Genomic DNA, 14,116 nt, shown 5'->3' on the forward strand with positions numbered 1-14,116 from the left:
GCATGCTGCATTTCTTCTGGACGCCCTACACCTTCTACCGCGACTCCTACGACAAGTACGAGGCGAACAACGCGGAGATCTGCAAGCATGCGCGCCGCATGCTCGGCCGCTTCACCGACGTGCATCTCGACAGCTTCAACGCCTCGCGCGTCACGCGGAACCCGGCGGACATCTTACTGGGCCACACCAGTTTCGATTCCGCCGGCGGGCTTGCCGACGACTGGGTGCGCGACAACGCGCTGGAACCCGGCCAGCCGGCCCATCCCAACACCTACCTGATGCTGCCGCTGCTGCCCGAACCGGTGGAGGAGCACAAGAGCTGGAGTCCCTTCATGGACAGCCAGCTCCGGGCGGCCCGGCTGATCTTCGGCATCTGCGGCGACTACTGGTACGAGCGCATCCAGGCCCTGCCGGCCGACGACATGTTGGGCCGGGTCAAGGACCGCATCGTCCGCATCGACATGGGCTGCGAAGGCCATCGCTTCGCTCCGCCGCGCGGCTATTCCCAGCCCAGCATGCGCGGCCTGCTGCACATGAGCGACCTCGCCCCGCACAAGGGCTTCGACCTACTGCTGAACAGCGTCGCCGGCACCGGTGCTGTCCTGCATGCCGGCAGCAGCGCGCTGCGCCCACACCCCTACCAGCGCGTTCGCCTGAACGGGCACGATTTCGTCTCGCTCGGCTGGGTCGACAACACGTCGGCCCAGCAGGACCGCTTCATCAAGGACAACTGCGCCTTCTACATCCACGCCAGTTCGCGCGACGCCCAGGCCACCGCCATCCTGGAGAACTGCGCCCGCGGCCTAGTGCCGATGGTCACGCCGGAAAGCGGCTTCCGCTCCCCCTACGCCATCGAACTGACCCAGGACGCCGAGGTCAACCGCGCTATCATCGCCCGCGCCCTGGCGATGCCGCAGGAGGAGTATGAGCGGCGCAGTGCCGGCGTCGTCCGGCAGGTGCTAGAGCAGCATTCCTGGGAACGCATCTTCACCGGCATCTGGGAGCGCATCCAGCAGGACATCGCGGCGCGGGCGGCATAAAGCCCGCGTTCAGGCCTCTTCACTCAGGATTCCACCCCATAGGCTCGCAGATAGTCCTCATAGGGGATGACCCGGCGGGCGACGCGCACCTCCTGCCGCCACAGGGCGGCGGCGGCCAGCCGGGCGGGCGGCGGGGCCATCGGCGACTTCATGAACCACATCAGCGCATGATGGTAGCAGGTGAAGAAGCGCCCGCTGGTAATGAGGTCGGATGTGATGCCGCCGCGCCGGAAAGTGACCAGGGGCTCGCCGACATAGGCGACATAGGGATAGCGGCTGGCGGCGATCAGATAGATCAGGCAGTCGGGGCCGGCGCCATGCGCCTCGAAATCGGCGGCCGAACTGCCCGCCGGGCCGGGGCCCAGATCGCTGACGATGCCGTCTCGCAGGTCGGCGGTGCGGAACAGGGCGGCGCAGGGCGACACCGGCAGGCCGCCGAAATTCGACAGGTATTCGAAAACGAAGGTGTCGGACGGAAAGGTGTCGACGAAATACTGGTGGATGGTGCCGTGCGACGCCCCCGCCTCGTCCATCAGCTTCGCCGGAGTGTAGACGAAGGCGACTCGCCCCTGTAGCCGAGGTAGGGTGCGCTCCAAATAGGTCGGCTCCAGCCAGTCGTCGGAGAACAGGATCTTGGCAACGGGCGCCCGCGCCTCGGCGACACAGCGGCGCCAGTTGTTGACCGGGCCGATGTTGGTGTCATTGCGGAACAGGCGCAGCCGCCCATCCTCTGTCGCGAGCCTTTCGCAGATCGCCCAGGTGCCGTCGGTGCTGGCGTTGTCCACCACCACCACCTCGATCTCTCGCACCGTCTGGGAGAGCGCGGAGCGGAGCGTTTCCTCGATCTCGCGCTCCCGGTTGTAGACCGGGATCAGGATGCTGACGAGCAGGGAGGAAATGGTGGTGCTCATGTTTGTGTCGCCCGATGCTGGTTGTGGCGCTGTATGCGAGCGTTGGATGGGTTTGCGGTGATCCAATGAAGACTGACGGCATGCCGGACCCTGCCTGTGCGATCTGCCCTATCAGGAAAGGTGGATGCCATCAAGCCAGCGAGAGCCAGAGGCAACGGCACGCGTGGCATGGTCGAGCGGGCGCGGGCCGGGAAGCGGATGGAACCTTCTCCTCTTGCGTGCTGCTTCATGACATCTTTCCCTGCCATGTCTCTTTCCAGCGGCGGAGCGACGTTATCCCGAAAAAGGCAGGGCGAACCGACTTCACCTGTACTGTTCCAGGTCCTCTCTTCATTCTCGTGCCCGCACCCAGGCCTGATACAGCCCGCCGAAGATCATCGGATGCTCCGTCTCCAGCCGGTCCCAGCGGGCCAGCGAGGTCATCGCCGGATCCTCGGGGAAGCGCTTGCGGTAGAGGGCCGCCACCGCCGGATCGGCCAGCCGGAAGCCCAGGAACTCCAGCTTCAGCGCGGCAAGTGCGTCGGCCAGCCAGGGCAGGGTGACGTGCAGTTCATGCACGTGCATCAGCAGATCTCGGCAGGCGCTGGTGCCGTAGAAATCCGGGGAATGGATGACTGTGCGCGCCGGATGACCCTCCGGCAGGGCCAGAATGTCGCGGCGGACATGGCGGATGCCGTCCAGGGTCGGCGGATGGCCGCGCTCGGTGATGAACTGGCGGGCGGCCAGGATGGGGCGGCGGGCGGCGGCGCTGTAGAAGCCGATCTCCATCACGCCATGCGGGTTCATCATCCCGCGCAGCACGCGCAGGCCCGCCATCGGGTCTTCCATGTGGTGCAGGACGCCAACGCTGTGGATCACGTCGAAGCGGCGGCCCAGTGCCCCCAGCTCCAGCAGGTCGGCCTGGGCGAACTCGATGGTCTTCAGGCCCAGGCGCCGGCTCTGCCGCGTGGCGTAGGCAAGGCTGCGGCGGCTGAGGTCGACAGCCAGCACCCGTGCATTCTTCAGGGTGGAGGCCGCCCACACCGCCTCCCGTCCGGTGCCGCAGCCGGCGACCAGCACCTCCGGCGCCTCCTGGCCCGGCGCGTTCCAGGCGGGGGCGGCTGGCAGGGCGGCATGCGGGAACAGGGCATGCAGGAAGCGGGACAGCGGCATCGGCTCCGGCAGCAGCCCGGTGGTCATCCAGCGCGGATAGGGATTCTCCTCGTACTGGGCGCGCACGCCGACCGACACCGGGTGGTTGATCGGGGTCAGTTCCGGCAGTTCCGCCTGGATCGCCGCCTCGGCCAGCGGTTCGGCGACCTGCCGGTTCAGCAGCCGGGCGATCTCCTCGGGCCAGGACTGAGCCTGCAGGGCCTCCGCCCGCTCCCAGCGGTAGAGCGGCCGGTAGGCGCCGAGCAGGGCGACCAGAACCGCCGGTGGCTGCTCGCCGCTCGACAAAGCCGCCTCCGCTGCGCGCAGCAGCACCGCCAGCACCTGGAATTCGCCGTCGGTCTCGGCGAAGACATATTCGTTGAGGAAGCACTGCTCGGCGATGGCGGCGCACAGGGTGCGCCAGGACGGTCGGTCGGGCAGGCCGGGACCGGTCAGCGCCAGCATCAGCACCCGGCGCAGCCGGGTCAGCGCCCGTTCCAGCCGCGGATCGCAGACCGGGGTAGCGCGCAGGTGGGCCAGCAGCAGCGCATCCTCCGCCAGCCCGGCGAGCGAGCCGTCGGCCAGCAGCGCCAGACTTTTCCCGTCAAGCGTCCGCCCGTCTTCCCCGTCTCCCGCATCCGGAGCGGCGAGGGCCTTGAGGACTGGCGATGCCATCAGGACGCCGGCGATGGCCCGGGACAGGCCGGCGCTTTCCACCTCCGGCCGCCCGAGCGCCGCCAGCAGGTCGGTGCGCAGGCCGTCATCCACCCCCTCGCCGGATGCGGGCGGCCCGGCGTCGCGCAAGGCTTCGACGAAGGCGATCCAGTTGCGCGGCATCTCGGGGGCGAGGCGGATCGCCTTGCGCACATAGGGCAGGGCCTGGTCGCGCCAGCCGCCTTGCAGGAACAGCGCGGCGATGCCGAAGCACAGCTCCGCATCGTCCGGAGCCGTGCGGGCGATGCCGAACGCCTCCGTCTCCGCCTCGGCGGTGCGGCCGGCGGCGATCAGCAGAGACAGCAGCGTTCGGCGCAACGGCAGGGGAAGCGGCCGGCCGGCGGCGGCGCGGCGCAGATCCTCGATGGCGGCGTCGGGGTTGCCGGTCTCCTGGTGCAGGCGGGCGAGGTTGTTGTGGACCTCCGGCAGGTCGGGGGTGAGGCGCAGCGCGGCGCCATAGGCCTCCAGTGCGCCTGCGGCGTCGCCGCCGCTCTGCAGGGCGGTGCCGAGGTTGGCCAGCAGCGCCGTCCTGGTCCTGTCGTCCGGATCGGCGATGAGCGCCAGACCGTCGCGGCAGACAGTGACGGCTTCCGTCCAGTGGCCGGCGACGCGCAGGCTGTCGGCCAGCAGCAGCCGGGCATCGAGATGGCCGGGATCGATTGTCAGCACGCGGTGGAAGGCGGCAATCGCCGATTCAAGCTGGCCGCTGCGATGGTGCAGGGTGCCGATCAGATGCAGCGTTCCCGCCAGCCGCGGGCGCAGCGCCACCGCCTGCTCGGCCTGTTCCAGCGCCTCCTCGTTGCGGCCGAGCCGGGCCAGCAGCGAGGCATGGTTACCCAGGATTTCCGGCAAGACGGGGCGATGGGAGAGCGCGCGGCGGAACAGCGCCTCGGCCTCATCGACGCGGCCTTCCAGCATGCGGACCAGCGCCAGGGTGCCGAGCGCCTCAGCCTGCGCCTGCCGCAACGGCTGGGCCGGCTGCGCCGCGCCGCCGGCAAGGCGCAGGGCCGTGTCGCAGGCCGCCGCCGCTTCGGCCAGATGGCCGCGGCGCAGCCGGGCGAGCGCCTGCGCCCGGTGGGCCTGGACCGCGGCCGCTCCACCCGCCTCCTCATGTCCTGTCCGGCGCAGCGCTTCGGCTGCGGCGGCATAGCCGTCGTCGACACGGCCGGCGGCGATGAAGGCCAGGGCAAGCACGCTCCAGCCCTCCACCCTGTCAGGCTGCCTGCGCACCGCCGCTTCGGCCCAGGCCACGCTGTCGGCCGGCCGGCCCAGGATGCGGGCGGCGTCGGCCAGCGACAGCAGCGCGGCCGGATCCTGCGGCGGGGTGCCGCACAGCGCGTGGTACGGCTCCTCAGCCTCCTCCGGCCGGCCGGACCGGCACAGATCCAGCACCTGCGCCAGACGTTGGCCCGCGGCCTGATGGTCCGGACCGCTTTGGCCGGTCGGAAGGCCGGCGGGCCCGGTTGCGCTGTCGGTGGTCATGGAACTGGACCTTTGGGCTGGAAGGAGGCCAGGGGTGACAGGTGCGGGAGAAGACGGGATCCGCCGGGCCTCAGTAGGCCTGGTACGATTTTTCCTCGACCAGCTCGGAGCCGAGCAGACGGTTCAGGTCGCGCTTCAACGCGGCGCGGCGGTCGTTGGTGTGATAGACCTGCCGGGCCAGCTCGACGAAGCGCGGGCCGAAATCCTTGGCACGCTCGCAGTCGCGAATCTCGTCCTCGACCTCCCACAGGGTGGTGTTGACCGCACGCAGCCCGTCGATCAGCTCGGCGACCTCCGGACGCGCGGTGTCGGCCTTCACCGCCACGGCGAGCAGCGCCTCGCGCTCGCGTCGGACGTTGGCCAGCTTGTCGGCGTCGGCGATGCGTTCCGTCTTGATGTCGAGGATGGTGATCTTGTCCAGCAGTTCGCCCCAGGAGACGGGCGCCAGGATCGGCATGTCGGAAGCTCCATTTTGACGGAGGGGGAGGGAAGCGGCGCGTTCGCACAGTGCGCGCTCCAGCCTGTCGATTGCGTCGTCCCAGTGCTGCGGCCTTTCCTGCCGGAACAGGCGCATTGTCGGATACCAGGGGCTGTCCTCGCGGTCGAGCATCCAGCGCCAATCCGGGGCGAAGGGCACCAGGACCCAGACCGGGACGCCAAGCGCTCCGGCGAGATGGGCGACGGAGGTGTCGACGCAGACCACGAGATCGAGGTTCGCCATGATTGCGGCGGTGTCGGCGAAGTCCTTGATGTCGGGCGACAGGTTCAAAAGCGGGAAGCCGCCCGGCGGGTTTGCCGCCTGCCCTTCGGTGGGCCCCTTCTGGATGGAGACCAGGCTGACGCCGGGGATCGCGGCCAGCCGGGCGAAGGGGGCCAGCCCGATGGAGCGGTTCCTGTCGTTGCCGTGGGTGGGCGATCCGGCCCAGACGATGCCCACCTTCAGGCCGCCCCCGTCCCTTGCCAACCCCTTCAGCCGCTCGCCCCAGCGCGCAACCAGATCGGGCTCCGCCGACAGGTAGGGAACGCGGTGCGGGATGGTGTCCATCTGGGTGCCGAACACCTCGCCCAGGCTCAGCATCGGCAGGTGCAGGTCGAAGTCGTCGGTGCCGAGCTGGCCGCTGACGACCCGTTCCACGCAGGGCAGGCCGGCCAGCACCCGTTTCAGCGGCGCCGGCACCCCCAGGATCACCCGGCCGCCGCGCGCCGCCACAAGGGGAACGTAGCGGCAGAATTGCAGACTGTCGCCCAGCCCCTGCTCGCCGTGCAGCAGGATGCGGCGGCCATCCGGCGGTTCCCCCGTCCAGCGCGGCTTGGGCATGGCGGCCTGGGCGGGCGCATCCTTGCAGCGCAGCCGCCATTCATACTCGCGCCAGCCCTCCTCGAAACGGCCGCCCACCAGCAGGGCCATGCCCAGGTTGCGGCGGGCATCCGGACCGGCGGGGTCGATGGCGACGGCGCGGCGGAAGCCGGTGACCGCCTCGATCAGCCGGTTCTGGTTCAGCCGGGCGTTGCCGTGGTTGGCATAGCCGCCGGCGAAGCCCGGATCGACGGCGACGGCGCGGGCATGGGCGTGCGCCGCGTCCTCCAACCGTCCCAATTCCTGCAAGGCCAGGCCGAGGCTGCTGTAGCCGGCGGCGAAATAGGGATTGAGCGCCACGGCGCGGCGATGCCACGCCGTGGCCGCCTCCGCCCCAGCCCCCGTCTTGTCCAAGGAGCGCAGCGCGATGCCCAGGTTGTTGCAGACGGCCATATTGGTGGGGTCGATGGCGATGGCGCGGGCATAGGAGGCGACGGCATCCTGCAGGTCGTCGCCCTCCTGCAGGACATTGCCCAGCCCCGCATGGCCCTCCGACCCGGCGGGGGAAAGGCGGATCGCCCGGCGATAGGCGTCCCGGGCATCGGCAGGGCGCGACAGCCCGCGCAGCAGGCCGCCCACATTCTCATAGGCGGCGGCGAAGTCGGGGCGCAGTGCGACGGCGTTGCGGTAAGCCGCCTCCGCCCCGGCTGCATGGCCCTGGTCGCGCAGCAGGTTGCCCAGATTCAGACGCGCTTCCGCTATGGCGGGATCGATCCGCAGGGCACGGATCATCAGGCGGAGTGCGGCTCCCCCCTGTCCGGCGCGGCGGGCGACCAGCCCCAGCAGATGCAGCGCGTCGGACTGCTCGGGCGTGATCTCCAGGATACGGCGGTAGAGCCGCGCTGCCGCGGCCAGATTGCCGCTCTGATGATGCCGCACTGCTGCGGCGAGCGCGTCCTGAATGGTCGCCATGCTCGATCGGTCGTCCCTGGCCCTTTGGTGTCTTCGTGTGGCGGCTGTCCGGCGGCGCCTGTTGCCGCAAGGGAATAACGGGTGTTCCCGAATTCTCCAAGCTCATCCTCGCTGCCGCGGCAAACGAAATACAGGCCGTGTTATCAACTTGTAACAACGTGGCCGTCATCGTCGAAGCCAGAGCTTGGCGGCAGATCGGCGGCGAAGTTGTGAAAGTCACGCAAGTCTTCGTCGCTCTACACTCGATTCGAGAACGGCTTCCTCCTGCCCGGGGTCACGTTCCCGCCTGGAAGCCCTTGGGACTGTGGGTACCACCAACTTCGTGCGTGCTGTGGCGATTTCGCCATACCGGGCATTTCGCAAGGCATTGCAAAGACTTGGGGGAACAGCACTCCGCCGTTCAGGATAACGGCTTCACAGAGTGTCACAAGACCGGCCAGTTCGGTCTACCCACTTCGGTAGAAACGGATTGCCATAGGCGCAGTCCTTCGGATAACAAGGGCACGGTGTGTTAGGTCGCGCTAGGACTGAGTCTGTCTGCCTGCATCCAGTGTGGCGCACACCTTAGAATGGTTCATCCGCCGGCGAGCCAAACCTGAAGGGGATTACTAATGGCTGGAACCTACACCGTAGGAGTAACTACGGGTTCAACCCTAACATTGGGGCAGTTCTCTACGATTATCGGTAACGTTGGCACCGATGTCATCACGCTCGGAACCGCCGGTAACACGGTGTCGATTTCGACGCTTGAGACCCTGATCGGCAGCACCGGCACCGATTTCATCACCTTGACTTCCGGTTCCACCCTCCAGGTTTCGCTGTTGGAAACCCTGGTCGGTAGCACCACCACCGACGTGGTCACGATTGGCACGTCCGGCTCCACCATGCTGGTGAACCTGCTTGAGACGATCACCGGCGGTGTTGGGACCGACGTCGTTACGCTGGGCACGTCCGGCAGCACCATCCTGGTTTCCGCGCTGGAGACCCTGACCGGCGGTGCCGGCACCGACATCGTCACGCTGGGAACGGCCGGCAACACCCTGCTGGTGAGCCTGCTTGAGACGATCACCGGCGGTGTTGGCACCGACATCGTCACGCTGGGCACGGCCGGCAACACGGTTCTGGCCGGCGGCATCGAGACGCTGTTCGGTTCGTCGGCCACCGACGTGGTCACGCTGGGCACGGCTGGCAACACCCTCGCGGTCACGGCGGTCGAGACCCTGGCTGGCGGCGTCGGCACCGACGTGATCACGCTGGGCAACCTTGGCAACACCCTGCTGGTCAGCGGCATTGAGGCGATCACCGGCGGCAGCGCCACCGACGTCATCAACCTGGCGGCCGGCGGCAGCACCATCACGGTCGGCGTGATCGAGACGCTGACCGGCACGGTCGCCCTCGACATCGTCACGCTGGGCACGGCTGGCAACACCCTGCTGGTCAACGCGATCGACACGCTGACCGGCGGCGCCGGCACCGACGTGGTCACGCTGGGCACCGGCGGCAACACCGTCACCGTCAGCCTGGTCGAGACCCTGACCGGCACGACCTCCCTCGACGTCGTCACGCTGGGCACGGCCGGCAACACCCTGCTGGTCAACGCGATCGACACGCTGACCGGCGGCGTCGGCACCGACGTGGTCACGCTGGGCACGACTGGCAACACGGTTCTGGTCGGCGGCCTTGAGACCCTGACCGGCGGCGCCGGCACCGACGTCGTCACGCTGGGCACGGCTGGCAACACCCTGCTGGTGAACCTGCTTGAGACGATCACCGGCGGCGTCGGCACCGACGTTGTCACGCTGGGCACGGCTGGCAGCACCCTGCTGGTCAGCGGCATCGAGGCGCTCACCGGCGGTGTCGGCACCGACATCATTACCCTGGTGGCCGGCGGCAGCACCGTTACGGTCGGCGTGATCGAGACCCTGACCGGCACGACCGCCCTCGACGTCGTCACGCTGGGCACGGCCGGCAACACCCTGCTGGTCAACGCGATCGACACGATCACCGGCGGCGTTGGCACCGACGTTGTCACGCTGGGCACCGGCGGCAACACCGTCACGGTCGGCGGCCTTGAGACCCTGACCGGCACGACCGCCCTCGACGTCGTCACGCTGGGCACGGCTGGCAACACCCTGCTGGTGAACCTGATCGACACGCTGACCGGCGGCGTCGGCACCGACGTTGTCACGCTGGGCACGGCTGGCAGCACCCTGCTGGTCAATGTCCTTGAGACCCTGACCGGCGGTGTCGGCACCGATGTCGTGACCCTGGGCTCGGCCGGCAGCACCGTCCTGGTCTCTGGCCTCGAGATCCTGGTCGGCGGCACGGCTTCCGACATTGTCACGCTGGGTACGGCCGGTAATACGGTTCTGCTGCGCGGCATCGAAGTGCTGACCGGCGGTGTCGGCACCGACGTCGTCACCCTGGGCGATACGGCGAACACGCTGACCGTCGGCGGTATCGAGACCCTCACGGGCGGCTCGTCCACCGACGTCGTCACGCTGGGCACCGCGGGCAACACTCTGCTGGTCACCCTGGTCGAGACGCTGACCGGCGGTTCCGGCACCGACGTCGTTACCCTGGGTTCGGCCGGCAACACCGTCCTGACCAACCTGCTGGAGACGATCACCGGCGGCGCCGGTAGCGACCTCGTCTATCTCGGCACCACGGGCAACACCGTCCTGGTTTCGGGCGTTGAGGTTCTGGTCGGCGACACGGCTTCCGACGTCGTCACGCTGGGCACGGCTGGCAACACGGTCCTGCTGCGCGGCATCGACGTGCTGACCGGCGGTGTCGGCACCGACGTCGTCACGCTGGGCAACACCGCCAACACGCTGACCGTCGGCGGCATCGAGACGCTGATCGGTGGCACGGCCTCCGACGTCGTCACGCTGAGCACGGCCGGCAACAGCCTGCTGGTTTCGGGTCTGGAGACCCTGACCGGTGGCGTGGGCACCGATGTCGTTACCCTCGGTTCGGCTGGCGGCACCATCCTCACCAGCCTGCTGGAGACGATCACCGGCAGCAGCACCTCCGACCTCGTCTACCTCGGCACCACGGGCAACACCGTCCTGGTTTCGGGCGTTGAGATTCTGGTCGGCGGCGTCGGCACCGATGTCGTCACGCTGGGCACGGCCGGCAACACGGTTCTGCTGCGCGGCATCGAGACGCTGACCGGCGGTGTCGGCACCGACGTCGTCACCCTGGGCGATACGGCGAACACGCTGACCGTCAATGGCATCGAGACGCTGATCGGTGGCACGGCCTCCGACGTCGTGACGCTGAGCACGGCCGGCAACAGCCTGCTGGTTTCGGGTCTGGAGACCCTGACCGGTGGCGTGGGCACCGATGTCGTTACCCTCGGTTCGGCCGGCAACACGATCCTCGCCAGCCTGCTGGAGACGATCACCGGCGGTGCGGCGACCGACGCCATCACCATCGGCACCGCGGGCGGCACCCTGCTGGTTTCGGGTCTGGAGACCCTGACCGGCAGCACGGCGACCGATGCCGTCATCCTGGGCACCTCCGGCAACACCTTGCTGACCTCGGGTATCGAGTTCCTGCAGGGCGGCGCGGGCAGCGACCTGGTCTTCATCGGCTCGACTGGCAGCACCTTCCAGACGGTCGCGCTGGAGTTCCTGATCGGCGGTGCGGGCACCGACGTCATCACGCTGGGCTCGGCTGGCAGCACCACCACGGTCCGCGGTCTGGAAATCCTGACCGGCGGCGTGGGCACCGACGTCATCACCATCGGCGACACCGGCACCACCATGGTGGTTTCGGGCATCGAGACGCTGGCTGGCGGTGCGGCGACGGACGCCATCACCATCGGCACCGCGGGCGGCACCCTGCTGGTTTCGGGTCTGGAGACCCTGACCGGTGGCGTGGGCACCGACGTCATCACCATCGGTTCGGCGGGCGGCACGCTGCTTGCCAACGGTCTTGAGACGATCACCGGCGGCACGGGTTCGGAACTGGTGTTCCTGGGCTCGGGCGGTTCGACGGTCTCGGTGTCGGGCATCGACATCCTGATCGGCGGCGTCGGCACCGACGTGGTTACGCTGGGCACGGCCGGCAACACGGTCCTGCTGCGCGGCATCGAGACGCTGACCGGCAACGTCGGCACCGACATCCTGACGTTGGGCGACACGGGCAACACCGCCTCGGTTTCGCTGTTCGAGACGATCATCGGCGGCACCGCTACCGACGTCATCGCCTTGGGCACGGCCGGCAACACCGTCTTCGTCTCGGCCGTCGAGACGCTGACCGGCAATGTCGGCACCGATGTCATCACCCTCGCCTCGGTCCTCGGCAACACCACGCTGGTGTCCGGCATCGAGACGCTGACCGGTCAGGCCGGTAACGACGTCGTCACCCTGGGCACCGCCGGCAACACCGTCCTGGTGTCGCTGCTGGAGACCCTGACCGGTGGCGTCGGCACCGACGTCGTCACCCTTGGTACCGTGGGCGGCACCCTGCTGGCCTCGGGCATCGAGACGATCACCGGCGCTTCGGGTACGGACCTCGTCTTCCTGGGCTCGGCCGGCAACACGGTCCTGGCTTCCGGTCTGGAGTTCCTGATCGGCGGTGCGGGCAGCGATACGGTCAACCTGGGCACTTCGGGCAACACGGTCATCGTCCGTGGCATCGAGAGCCTGACGGGTTCCTTCGGCACCGACGTCATCACCATCGGCGACACCGGCACCACCATGGTGGTTTCGGGCATCGAGACGCTGGCTGGCGGTGCGGCGACGGACGCCATCACGCTGGGCACGGCGGGCAACACCCTGCTGGTTTCGGGTCTGGAGACCCTGACCGGTGGCGTCGGCACCGACGTCGTGACAATCGGTTCGGCGGGCGGCACGCTGCTTGTCAACGGTCTTGAGACGATCACCGGCGGCACGGGTTCGGAACTGGTGTTCCTGGGCTCGGGCGGTTCGACGGTCTCGGTGTCGGGCATCGACATCCTGATCGGCGGCGTCGGCACCGACGTTGTCACGCTGGGCACGGCCGGCAACACGGTCCTGCTGCGCGGCATCGAGACGCTGACCGGCGGCGTGGGCACCGACGTCCTGACGCTGGGCAACACGGCCAACACCGCGACGGTTTCGCTGTTCGAGACGATCATCGGCGGCACCGCCTCCGATGCCATCACGATCGGCACCACGGGCGGCACCCTGCTGGTTTCGGGTCTTGAGACCCTGACCGGTAGCTCGCTCTCCGACGTCGTCACCCTCGGCTCGGCCGGCAACACCCTCGCGGTGACGCTGATCGAGACGCTGAACGGCGGCTCGGGCGTCGACGTCGTGTCGCTGGGCACGGCGGGCAACACCCTGCTGGTCTCGGCTCTGGAAACCATCACCGGTTCCACCGCCACCGACCTGATCACCATCGGCACGGCCGGCAGCACGCTGCTCGCCAACCTGCTGGAGACGGTCACCGGCGGTCTGGGCACCGACGTGATCTTCCTGGGCTCGTCCGGCAACACGATGCTGGCTTCGGGCATCGAGATCCTGGTCGGCGGCACCAACACCGACGTCGTCACGCTGGGCACCGCGGGCAACACCCTGATCCTGCGTGGCCTTGAGACCCTGATCGGCTCCGTCGGCACCGACGTCGTCACCATCGGCGACACCGGCACCACCATGCTGGTTTCGGGCATCGAGACCCTGGCCGGCGGCGCAGGCCTCGACCTGATCCAGCTGAGCACGGCGGGCAACACCCTGCTGGTTTCGGGTCTTGAGACCCTGACCGGTAGCGTGGGCACCGACATCATCACGCTGGGCACCGTGGGCAACACCCTGGTGGTCAACGCGATCGACACGCTGACCGGCGGCACGGGTTCCGACCTCGTGTTCCTGGGTTCGGGCGGTTCGACGCTGCTGGCGGCTGGCCTGGAAATCCTGGTCGGCGGCACGGGCGTCGATGTGGTCACGCTGGGCACGGCCGGCAACACGGTGCTGCTGCGCGGCATCGAGACGCTGACCGGCGGTCTGGGCACCGACGTCATCACGCTCGGCAACACCGCCAACTCGCTGATCGTCGGCGGCATCGAGACGCTGATCGGTGGCCTCGCCTCCGACATCGTCACGCTGGGTACCGCGGGCAACACCCTGCTGGTTTCGGGTCTGGAGACCCTGACCGGTGGCGTGGGCACCGACATCGTGACCATCGGCTCGGCCGGCGGCACGCTGCTGGTGAGCGGCATCGAAACGGTGATCGGCGGCACGGGCCTGGAGGTGATCTTCACCAGCACGGCTGGTTCGACCCTCACCGTCTCGGGTGCGGACTTCGTGATCGGCAGCGCCGGCACCGACGTCCTGACCCTGGGCACGGCCGGCAACACCACCACCATCCGCGGCATCGAGACGCTGATCGGCGGTGCGGGTTCCGACCTGGTGATCCTGGGCGACACCGGCAACACGCTGAACCTGGGCTCGGGCATCGAGATCCTGGTCGGCGGTACTGCCACCGACGTGCTGACCATCGGTACCTCGGGCACGACCCTGCTGACCCGCGGCATCGAGACGCTGATCGGCGGCGTGGGCACCGACGTCATCACGCTCGGT

At 68.6% G+C, this 14,116-nt stretch carries 5 protein-coding genes; 2 read left to right on the forward strand and 3 right to left on the reverse strand.

The annotated features are described in order from the left end of the window. Positions 1 to 2: 2 nt before the first annotated feature. Positions 3 to 1,040, forward strand: a complete 1,038-nt coding sequence (locus tag TSH64_RS02310) for a hypothetical protein (protein WP_109095373.1) — start codon at positions 3 to 5, stop codon at positions 1,038 to 1,040. A 23-nt stretch (positions 1,041 to 1,063) separates the two neighbouring features. Here the strand turns inward: TSH64_RS02310 and TSH64_RS02315 are convergent, their stop codons facing one another. The 3 genes from TSH64_RS02315 to TSH64_RS02325 form a co-directional block, all read right to left on the reverse strand. Then, positions 1,064 to 1,951 (reverse strand): glycosyltransferase family 2 protein, encoded by an 888-nt coding sequence (locus tag TSH64_RS02315; protein ID WP_109095374.1) that lies wholly within the window; start codon positions 1,949 to 1,951, stop codon positions 1,064 to 1,066. Positions 1,952 to 2,281: 330 nt separating this feature from the next. Next, the gene (locus TSH64_RS02320; protein WP_109095375.1) at positions 2,282 to 5,278 is read right to left on the reverse strand and encodes a tetratricopeptide repeat protein; all 2,997 of its coding nucleotides are present in this window, start codon (positions 5,276 to 5,278) and stop codon (positions 2,282 to 2,284) included. Between the two features lie 70 nt (positions 5,279 to 5,348). Then, on the reverse strand, positions 5,349 to 7,547 hold the full coding sequence (locus TSH64_RS02325; RefSeq protein ID WP_247872699.1) for a tetratricopeptide repeat protein: 2,199 nt from the start codon (positions 7,545 to 7,547) through the stop codon (positions 5,349 to 5,351). A gap of 731 nt (positions 7,548 to 8,278) precedes the next feature. On the opposite strand from TSH64_RS02325, the gene TSH64_RS02330 reads away from it, so the two are divergent. Continuing rightward, a partial coding sequence (locus tag TSH64_RS02330; protein ID WP_199237403.1) for a calcium-binding protein occupies positions 8,279 to 14,116 on the forward strand: 5,838 nt, incomplete at its 3' end.

It is taken from the genome of Azospirillum sp. TSH64, assembly GCF_003116035.1.
Taxonomy (GTDB): Bacteria; Pseudomonadota; Alphaproteobacteria; order Azospirillales; family Azospirillaceae; genus Azospirillum.